We start from the raw sequence: 17059 nt of genomic DNA, 5'->3' as shown, positions 1-17059 counted from the left end.
GTGTCCGCGACCGGCGCCGCACTCGCCAGAGCATCGCCAGCCACACTGCCCGTATCGGCCGGATGCGAGACGTCGCTCGTCGGGTCGGTCAGCGCGGCAGCCGTTGTGGTGAGCACCGGCTCGCTCGTGTCCGCGACCGGCGCCGCACTCGCCAAAGCATCGTCAGCCACACTGCCCGCATCGGCCGGATGCGAGACGTCGCTCGTCGGGTCGGTCAGCGCGACACCTGTTGTGGTGAGCACCGGCTCGCTCGTGTCCGCGACCGGCGCCGCACTCGCCAGAGCATCGCCAGCCACACTGCCCGTATCGGCCGGATGCGAGACGTCGCTGGTCGGGTCTGTCAGCGCGGCAGCCGTTGTGGTGAGCACCGGCTCGCTCGTGTCCGCGACCGGCGCCGTACTCGCCAGAGCATCGCCAGCCACACTGCCCGTATCGGCGGGTTTCGACACGTCGCTGGTCGGATCGGTCAGCGCGTCAGCTGTTGTGGTGAGCACCGGCTCGTTCGTGTCCGCGACCGGCGCCACACTTGCCAAAGCATCGCCAGCCACGCTGCCCGTGTCGGCCGGTTGCTGCGACACGTCGCTCGGCGCATCGGTCGGAGCCGCTGCTGTTGTGGTGAGCACCGGCTCAATCATGGCAGCCAGTGGTGCGGGACTCGCCAAAGCCTCGCCAGCCACACTCGCCGTGTCGGCCGGATCCGACAGTTCGCTCGATGGATCGGTCGGAGCCGCAGCTGTCGCAGTGAGCACCGGCTCGGTCATGTCAGCCACCGGCGCCGCACCCGCCAAAGCGTCGCCAGTCACACTCGCCGTATTGGCCGGATGCGACAGCTGGCTCGGCGGATCGGTCGAAGCGGCAGCTGTTGTGGTGAGCACATGCTCGCTCGTCTCAAGGACCGGCGCGCCACTCGCAAGAGCATTGCCAGCCACATCGGTGGGCTGGGATACATCACCAGGCGCACCGTTACCCGTGGTCAGTGCCGACTCCGCGATCTCAAGGGGGGGTGCTGAACTATCAAAGGTGTGAGTTCCCGTGCTGTCCGATGCAACCGTTTGCGACAACGCGCTCGACTGAGCGTCTGGACCCCTCGTCTGGCCAACCACCTCGTTGCTCACCGTGCTCACGGTGTCGATAGCCGTCGCGAGCGCAGGCGGCACCGTCGCCTCGACCGGCGCGATCGCGCCAACCATGTCGTCGGGCAGCGTACCCGCAGTGTCGGCCAGCGTCGATAGCGTCGGCTGCGTCGCCGCCTCGAGCGGCGTGATCGCGCCGGCCACGTCGTTGGGCAGCACACTGACGGCGTCGGTCGCCGTCGCGAGTGCTGGCGGCACCGTCGCCGCGACCGGCGCAATTGCGCCGACCACGTCGTTGGGTAGCGTGCCTGCAGTGTCGGCCAGAGTCGATAACGTCGGCTGCGCCGCCGCCTCAACCGGCGCGATCGCGCCGGCCACATCGTTGGGCAGCGCGCTGACGGTGTCGCTCGCCGCGGCGAGTGCCGGCATCACAGCCGCCTCGACCGGCGCAATTGCGCCAACCACGTTGTTCGGCGGCGCGCTGACAGTTTCGGCTGCCGTCGCGAGTGCCGGCGGCACCGCCGCCTCGGCCGGCGCAATTGCGCCAACTACGTCGTTCGGCAGTGCGCTGAGGGGCGCCGAGGCGAGTGCCGGCATTACAGCCGCCTCAACCGGCGCAATGGCGCCGGCGACTTCGTTGGGTAGCGTGCCCGCAGTGTCAGCCAGAGTCGCTAGCATCGGCTGCGCCGCCGCCTCAAGCGGCGCGATCGCGCCGGCCACGTCGTTGGGCAGCGCGCTGACGGTGTCGCTCGCCGTGGCGAGTGCCGGCATCACAGCCGCCTTGACCGGCGCAATTGCGCCAACCACGTCGTTCGGCAGCGCGCTGACAGTTTCGGCTGCCGTCGCGGGTGCCGGCGGCACCGCCGCCTCGGCCGGCGCAATGGCGCCAACCACGTCCTTAGGTAGCGTGCTGACTGTGTCGGTCGCCGTGGCGAGTGCCGGCATCACAGCCGCCTCGACTGAAGTAATCGTACCAACCACATCGTTGGGCAGCGTGCCAACGGTGTCGGCCAGAGTTGATAGCGTCGGCTGCACCGCCGCCTCAAGCGGCGCGATCGCGCCGGCCTCGTCATCGGATAGCGTGCTGACGGTGTCGCTCGTCCCGAGCGCCGGCGGCACCATCGCCGCAACCGGCGCAATCCCTACCACCACGTCATTGCTCACATCGCCGATCATTCCAAGCAGGGGAAAGGAGCTGATGATCGACGGGCTAAACGAGTCGCTAAGCAAGTTAGACCGAACGGATTCGATGCTTCCGAGGTCGGAATCCGCTGACAGCGAGTTGACGCAACTAAGGTCGGCTGAGATGTGACCATGGTGCTTGCAAGAATCGACATCGTCGCCACCCCCACCCCCAGAGCTCGCAGTAGCAACTGCTTCGCCACGAGCGGTGCTCGGTCTGGGCGCGTCTTCATGCGGCTCCGCCAAGCGCCCGGTCGGATCGAGCTGAGCCACATGCGTGTCCGACGAGGCGGCCGGCCCCTTGGGCCTCTCATCCTCCCAGCCCGGTTGCGCGGGGTCGCTCGCAGGCAGCTCGTCGTTTGTTCCTTGCGGCCCCGCACCTGCCTGAGCGGCTGTCGCGTCTTCTTGCCTGGCCAGCGCAGATTTGAACGGGGCGGCAAGAAACTCCTCGCAGGCAACTAGCTGGGCAATAAAGAATGACCGGGTCAAGAAACTGAAAGAGCCGGATCGCTTGTCGGCACGCTGCACTCCGGCTTCGAAAATCTTCCGCTCTTGTTCGAACAAGTCGCGCTTTTCTATCTGGTGCATGACCGCCGCCTTTCTTGTTCAAAAACCACCCTCGCCCGGCAGCATCCACCGCCAGACGAGCCTCTTCGGCATGTCAGGCGCCCGTGTCGTGCGACGTATCCGTCGCCGTGTCGAAATGCCCTACGTCGAAGTGATCCATTGGGCCCATCAAACCGATGGCGTATTCGAGCGCATCGTCGGAAGACATCGAAGCGAGCGCGCCGTGTATGTCACCCGAATGATCTGGACCGTGCGAGCTGAAATCACCCCCGAACTCACCGTGGGAGAAGTCGAACTTGGCCAGCGCGTCACCAGGACTGCGATCGGTGTCGCCCCTGCTGCCATCGTCAGCCGGCTGGAGATCGCAATGGTCCTTGGGCTGGTATTCACCGTCCTTGGCATCCTTCCAGCCCCCATCGTGCTCTGGGTAGGTGCCGTCTTTCGGGTAAGCGCCCATGCCGCTAAGCTTGGAGTAATTTTCTTTGCCGTCGCCGGTCGAATACTCGTCGTTACCGCTGTGATCGTCATTCCACTTTGACTGCTTGCCGTCGCCACAGTCGTCCGGCTTGGTTGACGTGCATTCCTCGGCTGGGACGCCGGTTCCCGTGAGCTTTATCAGTCCGAGAATGGTCATCACACTGCTCAGGATAGACATGGCTTCGTTCCTCGCTTCAGCTTTGCGACGGTCACAGGCACCTGCGCCACGCGCGCGTGCCCTGCCCGGATCACCACGCCGTCACTCCTACTGTCGCCGAAGCACACCTATGGATGCAGCGGCGAGAAAAATAGTTTCACGCTTCATTCGAGCTGCCGGCGCATGGCCACGAGCTCTCTCCGGATCCACGCTTTGACGGTTCCGACGGGAACCTGGAGGTATTCGGAAATCTCCTCGTGCGTGCGCCCGTCGACGATCGCCAAGAGAAGGCTCGCGCGGCGCTGTGGCTCGAGTTGATCGAGCATGCTTCGCAACGTCATGCTGTCTGGGATACAGCACGCAGGGTTCGGAACCGTCTGTTCCCGCGCACAGATGGCATTCAATGCTTCGTCCTCCAGCGCGAGTTCGCGCCTGGCGTTCTGGCGCATCTTGAGCGCCGTGTTGCGGACGATCGCGTAGATCCAGCCCCGGGCGGATCCGCGTGCAGGATCGAAGTTTTTCGCATATCGGAGAATCTGCGCGAATGCGTCGTGGATGACGTCCTCGGAACGCGATCTGTCGTGCACGATACGGTGCGCCATCGCGCGCAACTGCTCCTTCTCGCGCGCGTAGATCCTGCCGACGGCGGACTGCGATCCGGAGGCGCACTCAAGCAGAGCTGTTTCGTAATTAAGAGCCGTCTCGCCAGTGAGACAGCTGTCATGGCGCGCTGCGCCGGAGCGAGACCTTGCCTTCGTTAAATCGAGGCACTGATGGGGCATGCTCGAAGTCACCCCTCGTAAGGCACTGCGGCATTTTATGCCGCGCATTTACAATTTATTTAAATGACCGCTTTTAAATAAAAACGAAATCGGCTGTCGGCGAACTCAAGTCAGCAACCAGCGACTTCGTTCCCGGAAGTTTTCAAAATTTTTTTCCCCGATCACCAAAGGGCGAACGTGGTCGTCAGGGGTGCAGGCGGACCATGGCGGGTCGTGCTCCCGGCCAGGTGAGCCGCTGCGAGCAGCAACGTAAGTCTTCGAGACAACCTCGAAAATGGGCAACGTCAACATCGTCGCTAGTCGCGTTTATAACTTCAGAGCACGCATCGGGTCCGACTCCCGCGTAATGCCACCGAAGGACATTCAACGCACCTTCTCAACACACCATGTCAAAACACGCGTCGACTTGCGCACCTTTCGCGATGAGCCATCGAAACAAGCTAAGGCGCTTCCCGGACCGAGCTCGCCACATGGCACGTCGACGCGCTTTCCTTCGGAAGGCGCAATGTCGCATCTCGGCCGCGCAGAACATCCAGCAGACCAGAACATCCAACTCACTCTGACGAAGCCGCCACTGAGTCCCACTTAAAGCGCCCTGCATACGACTTGCAACAATCACGATACGACAAGCGTGAAACACTTGCCGCTCACAAAATTTGCGCGACCGTGCATCCAGATTGGCGTCTTGCACCTAGTGATGACGTGGCAACAGTTACATCAATGTTCCGCCACCTAACCCGAAAGGAGACCAACATGCTAGAGATGACCAATCTTGCTCACCCTATCGAACTGTCTGATGAGGAGCTCGACCTCGTGGCCGCCGGCACCGGCGGTTGTGGCGGTGGCTGCCATGATGGCGGATCACTGATCCGAACTGGCGACATCAATGTGCTCAGCGGAAACCAAGTTCAGGTTGGCCTGCTGTCCAAGCAGTCCCAAGTCTTTATTGGGTAAAGGCGGGATGCATCGGCGCGAACCGCTTCTCCATCAGGGGAAGCGGTTCTCCGGTATCCATCCGCAGTCTTGCTTTGGCGGAAAGATACTCCGCGCAGCGCTTCAGCAAGGTGCGTCCATGGCGAACCGACCAACTCTGTTTCGCAAGGAAGCCGTCGACTTTTTGCATCAGCGCCACACCTGGGGTGAGGTCGTATTGCTGCAGCCGCTGTCGAGCACACTGCTTAGCTGGAGCCTTGCGGCGCTCGTTGTATTCATTTTGTGTTTTCTCTCCATCGCGCAATACGCCCGCAAGGAGACCGTCTCCGGGTATCTGACGCCGACCTCCGGCACAGCTAAGATTTTCGTATCACAACAGGGCTTCATCAAGGCGATACACGTGAAGGAGGGGCAAGAGGTTGCGGAGGGTGACCTGCTCCTGACCATAGTTACTTCCCAAATCACGGCTAATGGCGATGACGTCAATGCGACCGTACTGGCGGTGCTGACGCAGCAACGCAATGTGGTCGAGCGACAGATCGATGCCGAAGATCGCCGAACCGCCTCAGAACGGGATCGCCTCGGTTCGACGATCAAGGGGATTGAAGGAGAGATTCTCCAACTCGAGGACCAGCGGAACATCCAAAACGAGCGACTGAAACTTTCCGAGAGCTTCGTATCAACGGGCGCTAAGCTAACCGCGAGCGGCGCACTGCCAACGATTGAGCTCAAGCGCCGCGAGCAGGCCGCACTTGAGCAAAAGCAGAGTGTGGTGTCGCTCGATCAACAGATCACCGCGCGACACACCCAGTTGACGGACGCTCGGCATACACTCGAGCAACTCCCAACCATCGCCGCAGAGAGGATCCGAGGACTGCGTAATGAACTCTCCTCGATCGAACAGCGCCTGGCCGAGGTGAATGGGCGGCAGGCTTACGTTATCAAGGCGCCAACGAGTGGGCGCGTATCCACGCTGCAGGCGACAATAGGCCAAATCGCTGATCCTCGGCATATGCAGCTCGAAATCATTCCCGTTGATGCGCACTTGCAGGCGGAGCTGTTCTTTCCGACACGCGCGTTTGGTTTTGTGCGCCCCGGCCAGCAGGTTAGGATACTTTACGAAGCATTTCCTTATCAGAAATTCGGCACCTACCGCGGCAGCGTGACCAACGTCTCTCACACCATTCTGACCGGCAACGAAACGACCGGGCCGATCGCCCTCAAGGAACCGGCTTACCGTGTGACTGCGGCTCTCGAGCGGCCCGACATCGACGCCTATGGCCGTAAGATGCCGCTTCAGCCGGACATGCTGCTCAGGGCCGACGTTATCCTTGAGCAGCGGTCCCTGATGAGGTGGCTGCTTGATCCGGTGGTAAGCGCAAGGATGTAGCCAAGGATGTAGCCCATGCAGGGACTATTGAATTTCAGCGGCCGCAGATTCCTCCCGGTCATCCGGCAGACGGAGGCGACGGAGTGCGGGCTCGCTTGCCTTGCTATGGTAGCATCCTATCATGGTCATCGAACTGACTTGAACAGCCTGCGGCGCCGGCATCCAGTGTCCCTAAAAGGGGTCACTCTCCGCGACCTCATGGAAATAGCAGCTCGCCTCGGGCTGGCGTGTCGGCCACTGCGTATCGAGATCGGCCATCTCAGCCAATTGCGTCTGCCGGCTATTCTGCACTGGGACATGGCTCATTTCGTTGTTCTGAAAGCATATAGGAACAGGGGAATCGTGGTGCACGATCCGGCAGCCGGCGAGAAATGGTTTCCCCTCGCTGAAGCATCTAGACATCTCACCGGAGTCGCGCTCGAGCTCTCGCCCACTGAAGAGTTCTGCCGCACAGACGAGAGAGTGAGATTGCCGTTCTCGGTATTCTGGAGCGGAATGAACGGGAACACTTGTGCCCTCGCCCAAATATTAGTTCTGTCAGTGGTCATCGAAATTCTTCTCCTCGCCGCCCCTTTCTATATGCAGCTCACCGTTGACGAGGTCATCGCCAGAGGCGATGTCGATCTCCTGGTCGTCCTCGGGCTCGGATTCGCTCTGCTTCTCCTGATACGGGTCGCGTCGACCGCGACCCGCTCGTTCATTATTCTTGTTCTGCAGAACACGTTGAGTTTTCAGATCGGCGCGCGGCTGTTTCATCATCTGGTGCGCTTGCCACTCTCATTCTTCGAAAAGCGGCACATCGGCGACATCCTGTCTCGTTTCAACTCGATCGAGCCCATCCGCAACGTGCTCGCGGAGGGATTGATCACGGGGTTGATTGACGGTCTCATGTCGGTGTTGATGCTGGCGTTGATGTTCACCTACAACGTCCAGCTCGGAGTTGTTGTCCTGCTGGCGTCCGCGTTGTATGCCACCCTGCGGCTCGCTCTTTTCAGCATGTTCCGGCAACGGAGCGAAGCGGCCATTCACGGCAAGGCAGATGAGAACTCCACTTTCATCGAAACCGTGCGAGCAGTGCAAAGCCTAAAGTTGCTCAACCGAGAAAACGAACGGGAGAGCCAGTGGCTGAACCGCTATGCTGCGTATATAACAGCCAACGTGCGGCTAGGTCGGGCGAGGATCAGCTTCAAAGCGATGAACGACACGATATTCGGCTTGGAGAACGTGATCACAATCTACCTCGCCGCTCGCCTCGCACTGGACAACCTCATCACGGTTGGCATGATATTCGCGTTCGTCAGCTACAAGTTGCAGTTCGCTGAGCGGACAGCGCTGCTGATCGAGAAGCTGGTGGATGTCCGCATTCTCGGGCTGCACCTGGAACGTCTCGCCGACATTGCGCTCACCCCGCTCGAGCGCGGGCACGACCGAGACCTGTCATATATCCGACAGATTCGCGGCGAGATCGAACTGCGCAACGTGTGCTTCCGGTATGCAGAAGGAGAGTCTCTGATTCTTAACAACGTCAATCTGTGCGTTGCTCCCGGACAATTCGTGACGATCATGGGACCATCGGGCTGCGGCAAGTCAACTCTTGTCAAGATTATGCTTGGGCTGCTCGAGCCAACAAGCGGTGAGGTTCTGATCGACGGCCTTCCGCTGGGCCAGATCGGACCGCGCGCTTATCGCGAGCAAATCGGCGCGGTGATGCAGGAGGATCAATTGCTGTCGGGATCGATTGCCGACAATATCTGCTTTTTTGACACAGCGTTCGATCTACAAGCCATGATCGATTGCGCGCGAATTGCCGGCATCCACGAGGACATCGTGGCAATGCCGATGAGCTACAACAGCCTCATCGGCGACATGGGAAGCTCGTTATCCAGTGGCCAGAAACAGCGAGTACTGCTTGCGCGCGCGCTCTATCGCCGACCAAAGATCCTGTTTCTGGACGAGGGCACGGCGCATCTCGACACACAGAAGGAGAAGGAAATCAATGCGAATCTCCGGCACCTTAGTATGACGCGCGTGAGCGTAGCGCACCGACCCGAAATTACCCAGGGAGCAGATATGATCATCCATCTTGCCGCGACGGCCAGACCGTTTCGGGTCGGAATGACGAGCCTCAGACGAGAAGCTGGGGCTGCGCAAGATGTCGGTGTGACCGGGTTTGCTGCCGAAGGTGCGAAATCGGCCGAGACCGATGACTGCCCCGGCGACGCCACGGGGGATGGCTCGAAGCGCGATGGTGACTGGAAAGACGCCAAGGACGACGACTGCCATTCAAAGGACTGCTGCCAGCTGCGGAAGGACTGCACCCCCAAGCCGTCCGACGACGGCGGCAAAGGCGACAACCCGGGTGAAGCGCTAGCCAGGATCGACTTCTCACGATGCTGATTCGGCTCGCGCAGTCTGATCATTCGCGTGACATGGAAGGCGCATTCGCTTCGAAGACGTCCGATGACGCGCGCGGATACGCCATCGGCGGCCAAACGCCTGCTGCAGTCGCGCGAGCGACGTACTGGCCGGATAGAGACCAAGCCGTTTCCTCGCGCTTTTATTGTTGCGTCGATTCCGACGTACGGCCGGGCTCAACTTTTCCCCAGCCTTGAGCCTGGGTCGCTCCGAACCTCATGGGACTAGTGTCGGTGCTCACGCGCCGGTTGGCTGCTGCCGCCATCAAGGCGTTCGGAGAACGCCTGGACCAAACCAGTCGCGGTCCCGCCTGTTCACGCTGGCGGTGCGCCATCAATATGCGAAACACCGACGTTTTCGCAGATTGAGACGAACGCCCTCTTCGCCTCAGCGTCCTCAAAGCAAAATCGTGTGCCTTGGACTGCGCGCTCAATCCACCAATCGATTTTGTTTGCCCGCGAAATGCGGGATGCCTCGCCGCGCAACTGATCCAATTGCCGTCCATAGGCCCGCACGATCACACAATTTGTCATTCGTTAATCCCCCAGAAACGCGCCGTTCTAACTAGCGCTGAACGCAAGTATCCGTCCGACTGTTCATCGCCCACGCGCGGTGAGCTATCCCCTCGAAACGCCAGAAAGTCACAGAGTCAGTCGCTGCGCAGCGATCGCACGTCAATCGCTCCTCGCCGAGTATGTAGCGCCCGCGGATCGCGGAAGCGGAATTTTTGCCTGATGGATAAATCAACAAACAATTGCGCATACGCCAGCGCATCACCGCCCAACACCTTCGACGCCCCTCCGTGAGCCCGGTACCTCGCTGAGGAGGAGCTTAGCGAAACTTTGCACGCCCGAATGTTCGATCGCTAACACAGGAACCGCGACCACTTGCCCAGGCGTGGTGGGCATCCTTTCCGAATGTTGCTAGGCTACGCTCAACTGCGAGAGAGCGATGAGCAATGACTCGAAAGATCCGGGCCTTATGGCGCTGATCAGCGGCATTTTTGCTCCGCCCGCGCCGCCCACCCCCGCGCCTCCGGCGCCGGAGATGCCGCCAACGCTCGAAGAGGAGCCCGTGACCGCGGCAGCGTCGCCTGCAAAACCGGTCGCACCCTTGTCCGCCGGCGGCCCCGATGGAAAACGAGCGCGACTGCCCGCTGTGGCGATCGCCGACCTCGTTCTTGGTGAGCTTCGCAAAGTTGAAGGCTTTTCGAGATCCGGAGTCTCGATCACCGTCTACGGAAGTCGACCTTGGAATGCGATGGTCACGTTCGCACCGTTCTCGACCACGTCCCAAGACGCTGCACGCCTGCGACACGCTTTGCCGGATATCGTCTTCAGGCTTCGTCAGTGCGTCGAGCTCGAACAGTAGGTTCGGCCGATCACCTTCCACTCGGCGGCCCGACCCTCGCGCTCGGGTAGAGCGCGGACTCATTTAGCGCGCAGCCAAATGCGGATTGATGCGAGCTTGATGAAACGCCAGATAGTTGACTGAGAATTTGTGGTATCGGGTCGCGACCCGCCGACATTGCTTGATCTTGTTGAAGAACCTTTCGACGAGATTTCGCGCACGATAGAGATACGGACTGAAGCAGATCGGGTCTTTGCGATTTCGTTCCGGCGGAATATCGCGGTCCATTCACAATCGCTGAGTTCGTAGCGCGTGATTCGAGGCCGATTTGAGAGCTTGAATCACGCCCAAAGCGATACCATCAAGCCGCAGTTGGCCGCAAAACCGCTAACGCTCCAGATTTACTTCCGCTTTCGGCGAGCAATGGACATGGCCGGGTTGGCCATTGCTTGGCGCAGAACGCGAGTGACCCATGACGGACTTACGGGTACTATTGTTTGCTTAGCGAGGATCACTCCTTCGGTCCCGGGCGGTATCGCCAATTGTTGCACGGCAGCAAAGTATGAGCCGGTCGAGGTAGATTGGCGGAGTGGCCTTGGTAACATCATGCTTCTTGGATGAAGCCGATTAGCACGGGCCCTTCATCACGATGGCGCCCGGCCCCCCCAGCTACGTCGATATCCGTTCGTGGTCTCCCGAGGAAGAAGCGCAACTTCTTGCGTTATTCGACAGTGGCATGAGTGCAAGCGAGATCGGCCAGCGGTTAGACCGCACTCGCCTCGCGGTCTACGGTCGATTGCAAGGCTTCCATAAGCAGCAAGGTCGAGTAAGCCGCACTAGCGGACGCGTCTTCGCGCAGCGGGCCGGGTTTGAAAACGTGGAAAGCGGGGCCAAGAATCGGCTGTTCCGCTGGACACTTACCTCGGCTTTTGGACCATCTTGCATGCACGAAAATGCGGGGGTGGACGGGACGTCGGAGTAGGTTCGTTACGCTTTCGAGGAGAGCGAACGACGTCATAGGGGAGCCGGCGCCGCTCGAGGCATCGCCAATCACCGTTCCTGCCGCAAGGCGAACGCTGATCCCCACCCGTCGTGAAGGTTAGATTGGCGTATTGCGCCGTATCGAAGCCGCCGTTTCCATCGATAAGCTCACCGATCTGGCCGGCAATACCGCCACCAGCCCATGTCAGTCATCCGTCAACGATTGGATCGCTAAAATCGGTTGGACAGCGGACATCACGGTGACTGAGGCGCTCTTCGGCTTGGGGCCGTACCGCACGTTCTAGATTGTCTCGCGAACACTCTCGAACCCCGCCTCGATGACGGTGGACCCGCGAGCGGGCTACTCGTCTTGGCGTTGGTCAACGTAGCTCGGGTAAAAGACTTCTGCTATTGCGGTGAAGTTTTTAGATTTGCAACGGGGGCAGTGAGACGGCAAGTGAGCCCGCTCGATCCGTAGGACACAGTAACCGCCCCTCGGAAATCCTCTTCCAGTGTTCTCGAAATGAGGCGTGAGCCAAAGCCTTTCACGGTCGGCTCCGACACAGATGGGCCTCCGAATTCTTGGCAGACGAAGACAAACTTTTGATCACCCGCTTGATCTTCGGATGACCACACAACCGACACGCGGCCGCTTGTCACGCTCAGAGCGCCGTACTTCAACGCGTTAGTAGCAAGCTCGTGGACCGCCAAGGACAGGGCGAGCGACTGTCGTGATTTCAGAACAAGTGGAGGACCGGAAATCGTAATCCGGTCTTGGCCTGTTCTGTACGGGCTCAGGGCAGTATTGATCACATCTCGCAGTGGGGCGCAGCCCAATTTGCCGCAGTAAGCAAGTCGTGCGCTCGTCCGGTGATTGTCCGGCGCCCTAACCCGACGGACGATCGCGGCGCTGGGCGTCGATGCACCCCTTTGACTACCCCGCCAGCTTCTGGGCGGCGACGCTCGTCGAATTCTGCGAACGTAGCGATACCGCTGCGCGCGCCGCGGCAGCTCGTCATAGGTCTCTGGGAACGTGGAGGAGCTTGTCGCTTGTCCTGGATACCAAACTGGTTGAGGCTCCTGAAGCATAACTCCGTCGGCTTAATTGATCGCGGGCCGGCGACTTCCAGCCCGGGAGGGGCATTGCAAAGTCCCCATACCCTATTCACACGGCGTGCCAGGGTTCATGTGCGATGACGGAACAGCCTTTGGAACCATCGGTTCCGGACTGACTTGGTTTGATCCACCGGACCCTTACCGCCGAATACGTCCGGTGCGGAATGGCGGCCCCAGCCCTTGGCCCCCCATCCCCGCTGGGGCCGCTCTGTTTGCGCCCCCTGAGCGATGGCCGCAGGTTGTTGTGCCAAAGCTTCGAACCTGACGCCCTTCCGCATGCGCGCGGATTGACCAAAGGAAAGAGGGCCGAAAAGGAGAGGGCCGACTGAGGCGGCCTTCCGTTACGAGGGCGAGCACCACCGCCCGATGAGTTAGCGAGGACTTGGCGTAGCCTCGTGGTCGTAATCTGGGCAAATCAAACAGGTGGACCATCATAGGTCCCGACTCCTGCCTGACCAGTTCAGACCTGAATCGCACAATGCGCGCCCCGGAATTCGATCGACTTGGATGCTGATTCATGCCCACTCTCCGAAGAAGAAGAAGAAGAAGAAGAAGACGAAGAAAGAGAGTAGCTTCCCGTTAGTGCGACCGACTATCAAAGATAGAAAGTAGGACACCCAAAAATTCGTAAGACGTGAGGGTCAAAACGGGCCCGTTTTGAGGTCAACGGCGACATCGGCTGACGCCAAGTTGCGTCGAACTCAAGCGAACGTGCAGCCGAGCCGTTGCGAGGTGCGCTGTTGGGCAAAACGCGAAGAGCAGAAGCGCGAGCAGGTCTAGTCGGCTATTCTTCCTTAACAGGCAGTCAGCGAAAGACGTAGCTACATCGCCTACGGGCCAGGTGCATCGCCGCCCACGACGACGTGTCGGCGTTGCCGTGCACGAGCAACCACACGGGGCGAATCCGTGAAGACGGCGGCGGCCGCTTGCCGCTCGATTCCGCCCCCAAATCAACAACATCCGAAACACATCGTGACTGAAGTAATTGCATACGCAGCAATTTGACGGCGGCCGGGGCTTCCTTCAGTTCGTTCCGTATCCAGAACGAACCGAAGGAAAGTCGCTGGCGTTGCAGATTTACAACCCGCACAGCGGACTGAAATACTAAGCTCGGCCATTGAGACAACCGAAACATATTCCATTCTTAGTTCGATATGGTCGGCGGGGGCGAACGATGTTTGATGTCTATCGCAATGACAAGCACGGCTTGCTCGTTCTAAGTACAGGCTCGGCCGTACCTGCGCTTTACTCTGCACATACCTGGCGAAAGAGCAGAAAACGAGTTCTCAAGGTTAGCAACGAAATCAAGTCAGCCGTTCAGGCACAAGGCTATTACATCCGCAGCCTGCGGGCCACTAAGGAACGAATGATCTACGTCAAGTAGGTCGGCAGCCGGTGTTCCCCATTTGCAAATCTCTATGACACGGCAGAAGCCAATCCGCCACTATCGCGCTTCGTCAACTGTCGACGCCCGCGCTTCGGTGGTAGCCCGAACCTCGGTGAAGCCCTAGGTCAGGATCCGTCGCCTGCACATGCTAGATCCTCGCCGTCGACTCCGTGCTCAGGCTGTAGCTGGGCAGGCGGGCGCGGCCGCTTCGAAGGCCCGTATTGCGTGGAGCGGCTTTAGCAGCACCTCGCTACCGTATATGCCTCGGTCGCTTCACGTCCCAGCTCAATGTTCGTCATGCTTATTCGCTGTAGGACCGTTGTGGACCTGTTTCGGCGGTCTCGTTTGAGGCCAAGCAACGCCGAGCCCGCTCGATCTGGCTGTTGGTGGCTCCCTGATTGCGGGCATACATCTCGGCCACAGCCGCCGAATACCTCGCAACGTAGTATCGGACTTCCGAACAGGAAATCCGCTCTCCCGGTCTGTGCTGGCGCGCGGCATAAGCTTCAGAGCTCACCGCGATCAGGAACAGGGCGGCGGCGCCGATCCAACGCGTAACAGTCATTGTGTCCCCCACAGCTACAAGGTTCGTTGCGGGAGCTGGCCTGAATCGTTCTGACTGTGCAAATTAACATTCACGCACTCGCGCAAGGTGTTGTGGAGTGTTGCTTTCCTGCTGCACATGCCAGAGCCGTAGAATCTAAGCAGACTTGTGGGCGCAATATGTGGGATCACGCCTTGCTCCCGGCGCCCGGTCATATGGATCCCCCCGTACTGACTTTGCGCCAGCCTCGATCTTCGTCGTGCGCCCTTGAGCGACGATCGCACGGACACGCCCAGGCTCCTGCCGAGCCGGCGGCTCTCCTAGCGCCGACGAGCCACCCACAATCCAAGTAGAAACGCGGCGAAGAGCGACTGCAATGAGGAAGTCGGGGTTGCGGCGGGCTATTTGCTTCAACCTCGGGAAGTCATCAGGCGGTTCCGGCATCTGAATTCTGCATGAACTCTTCGAATGCTTTCCGCTCTCCGCAGCTCAAATGCAGGGCGTGCTTCGTGCGTCGCTCCAGGATATCTGCAGGCCTGCTCGCCCATTCTGCCTCCTGCAGATAGTGGACCTCGCGTTCATAGAGCAGCCCGCCGAAGTGCCGCCCGAGCTCCGGGATGCTCCGCACGGTGCCTAGGAGGTCCCACGCACGGGTACCGTAGAGGCGTGCATAGTGCTGGATCAACTTGCGCGGTAGATTGGGATATTCGGCCGCGATCGCCGCCACGAACTCCTGGAACGTACCGCCGATCTGACCGCCTGGCAGTGGCCGGCCGGCGGTCCATGCCGATGACATACTCGGAAACCACGGCTGCAGCCGCTCCAGCGCCTGCTCCGCCAGCCTACGGTAGGTCGTGATCTTGCCGCCGAAGATCGACAACAGAGGCGGCTCTTCGGGCGCGCCGTGCACCTCGAACACATAGTCCCGAGTCACCGCCGACGGATTTTTCGCATTGTCGTCGTAAAGCGGCCGCACGCCGGAAAACGCATAGACGATGTCGCTCTCTGCTGGAGGCGTCTTGAAGTAGCGCGCCAGCACGCGCAGCAGATAAGCGATCTCGTCGCCGTCGATCGCGACATTCTCGGCGCTTCCCTCATAGGGAATGTCCGTGGTGCCGATCAGCGCAAGGTCATCCTCATAGGGATTGACGAAGATGACGCGGCGATCCTCGTTTTGCAGCAGATAGGCTTGCGGCCCGCTCCAAAATTTCGGCACCACGATATGGCTGCCCTTCACCAGACGCACATTGTGTGACGAATTGAGTTTTGCCACTCCCTGGACGACATCCTGCACCCACGGCCCCGCTGCATTGACCAGTGCACGCGCCCGCACGCGTTGTGAGCGTCCGTCCTCGCTTAGCATCTCAAGCAGCCAGGTCTCGCCCTCCCGCCTGGCACTCACGGCGCGCGTGCGCGGCAGGATCATCGCCTCCTTCTCCCTGGCAGCGATCAGATTCAAGACCACCAGCCGCGCATCATCTACCCAGCAGTCGGAATATTCAAAGCCGCGCCGGAACTCCGCCTTGAGCGGCGCGCCTTCGGGCGCCTTGGCGAAATCCAGTCCGCGGCTTGCCGGCAGCTGCTTGCGGCCACCGAGGTGATCGTAGAACAACAGCCCGGCGCGGACCAGCCAGGCGGGCCGCTGCTCAGGCGAGTGCGGGAGCACGAAGCGCATCGGCCAGATAATATGCGGCGCCGAGGCGAGCAGCACCTCGCGCTCGATCAGCGCCTTGCGTACCAGGCGTAACTCGTAGTATTCGAGATAGCGCAGGCCACCATGGACGAGCTTGCCGGAGCGCGACGAGGTGCCCTCGGCGAAATCGCCCTTCTCGCACAGCAGAACCTTCAGGCCGCGCCCTGCCGCATCACGCGCGATCCCGGCGCCGTTGATGCCCCCGCCGATGATGGCGAGATCGACCAGCCCGTGATCCCTCCCCGGCGCCGTCGCTGACATCACGTCCGGCTGCGCTTGATCTCAATCGCCAGGCGCGCGGCGGCCTTCTTTGCCTTGCCAGGTTTGGCCTTGGCAGGTTTTTTGGGCGTCTGCAGGCCGTAGGTCGAGAAGCCTTTGGCGGTGTCGGCAATCTCGGCTTCGCTCAGAATGTGCGGCTGACCGAGCGCCAGCGACAGATAATGTTGCCGCGCGATGGTCTCGAGCTCGACTGCGAGCCACATCGCCTTGTCGAGGTTGGCGCCAACCGCGATCATGCCGTGATTGGCAAGCAGGCAACCGTTGCGTCCTTCGAGCGCGGCGAGCGCGAGTTCCGACAATTCGGCGGTGCCGTAGCGCGCATAGCCGGCGCAGCGGATGTCGTGGCCGCCAAACGCCGCCATCATGTAGTGGCAGGCGGGGATCGGCTTGCGCGCGATCGCCAGCACCGTGGCGTAGGTCGAATGGGTGTGTACGACGCCGCCGACATCCGGCCGGCCGCGCATGATGTCGAGATGGAAGCGCCATTCGGTGGAGGGCTGGAGCGGTCCCGACCATGAGCCGTGCTTGCCTTCGAGCGGCATCGCCGCGATCATCTCCGGCTTCATCGCATCATAGGGCGTCGCCGACGGCGTGATCAGCATGACGTCCTTGTAGCGCGCCGAGATATTGCCCGAGGTGCCCTGGTTGAGGCCGGAGGCGTTCATCCATCGGCACTTGGCAATGATCGCTTCGCGTAACTGGCGCTCCTCACGGGTCATCTCAACATACCTCT

General features: G+C 60.7%; 11 protein-coding genes and 1 pseudogene. 6 read left to right on the top strand and 6 right to left on the bottom strand.

The features are described from left to right. The 3 genes from AC0L30_RS27365 to AC0L30_RS27355 all read right to left on the bottom strand — a co-directional run. Positions 1-2237: hypothetical protein (locus AC0L30_RS27365; RefSeq protein ID WP_473405640.1), on the bottom strand; the 2237-nt coding region annotated here is incomplete at its 3' end. Positions 2238-2916: 679 nt separating this feature from the next. Further along, a complete protein-coding gene (locus AC0L30_RS27360; RefSeq protein ID WP_007601778.1) occupies positions 2917-3477 on the bottom strand; it encodes a hypothetical protein in 561 nt (186 codons plus the stop codon). A 143-nt stretch (positions 3478-3620) separates the two neighbouring features. Next, positions 3621-4238: a sigma-70 family RNA polymerase sigma factor gene (locus AC0L30_RS27355; protein ID WP_007601775.1), complete on the bottom strand. Its 618-nt coding sequence runs from the start codon at positions 4236-4238 to the stop codon at positions 3621-3623. A 753-nt stretch (positions 4239-4991) separates the two neighbouring features. Here AC0L30_RS27355 and AC0L30_RS27350 point away from each other — a divergent pair. From AC0L30_RS27350 to AC0L30_RS27335, 4 genes are all read left to right on the top strand, one after another. After that, positions 4992-5192: a hypothetical protein gene (locus tag AC0L30_RS27350; protein WP_007601774.1), complete on the top strand. Its 201-nt coding sequence runs from the start codon at positions 4992-4994 to the stop codon at positions 5190-5192. A 118-nt stretch (positions 5193-5310) separates the two neighbouring features. Next, a complete protein-coding gene (locus AC0L30_RS27345) occupies positions 5311-6561 on the top strand; it encodes a beta-barrel domain-containing protein (protein WP_007601773.1) in 1251 nt (416 codons plus the stop codon). 15 nt (positions 6562-6576) lie between these two features. Beyond that, the gene (locus AC0L30_RS27340; protein ID WP_007601772.1) at positions 6577-8958 is read left to right on the top strand and encodes a peptidase domain-containing ABC transporter; all 2382 of its coding nucleotides are present in this window, start codon (positions 6577-6579) and stop codon (positions 8956-8958) included. 969 nt (positions 8959-9927) lie between these two features. Further along, positions 9928-10347 carry a hypothetical protein gene (locus tag AC0L30_RS27335; protein WP_035994466.1) on the top strand — a complete coding sequence of 140 codons (420 nt, stop codon included), beginning with the start codon at positions 9928-9930 and terminating at the stop codon, positions 10345-10347. 59 nt (positions 10348-10406) lie between these two features. On the opposite strand, the pseudogene AC0L30_RS27330 reads toward AC0L30_RS27335, so the two are convergent. Further along, positions 10407-10605, bottom strand: a pseudogene (locus AC0L30_RS27330) (transposase); the annotation flags it as partial. An 833-nt stretch (positions 10606-11438) separates the two neighbouring features. Here AC0L30_RS27330 and AC0L30_RS27325 point away from each other — a divergent pair. Together AC0L30_RS27325 and AC0L30_RS27320 are read left to right on the top strand one after the other, a co-directional pair. Next, positions 11439-11612: a hypothetical protein gene (locus AC0L30_RS27325; protein ID WP_157158666.1), complete on the top strand. Its 174-nt coding sequence runs from the start codon at positions 11439-11441 to the stop codon at positions 11610-11612. A gap of 1985 nt (positions 11613-13597) precedes the next feature. Continuing rightward, entirely contained in the window at positions 13598-13807 is a 210-nt protein-coding gene (locus AC0L30_RS27320; protein WP_007601767.1) for a hypothetical protein, read from the top strand. Positions 13808-14781: 974 nt separating this feature from the next. On the opposite strand, the gene AC0L30_RS27315 is transcribed toward AC0L30_RS27320, so the two are convergent. Next, complete coding sequence (locus AC0L30_RS27315; protein WP_007601763.1) at positions 14782-16308, bottom strand: glycerol-3-phosphate dehydrogenase; 1527 nt, start codon at positions 16306-16308, stop codon at positions 14782-14784. Further along, the gene (locus AC0L30_RS27310) at positions 16308-17045 is read right to left on the bottom strand and encodes a class II aldolase/adducin family protein (protein ID WP_473405639.1); all 738 of its coding nucleotides are present in this window, start codon (positions 17043-17045) and stop codon (positions 16308-16310) included. Before AC0L30_RS27310 ends, AC0L30_RS27315 begins: the two co-directional genes overlap by 1 nt. Between the last annotated feature and the right edge of the window lie 14 nt (positions 17046-17059).

This window comes from Bradyrhizobium sp. MI1.11, assembly GCF_055811255.1.
Note: the sequence above shows the minus strand (reverse complement) of the source record. Positions and strands in the feature narration are given on the sequence as shown.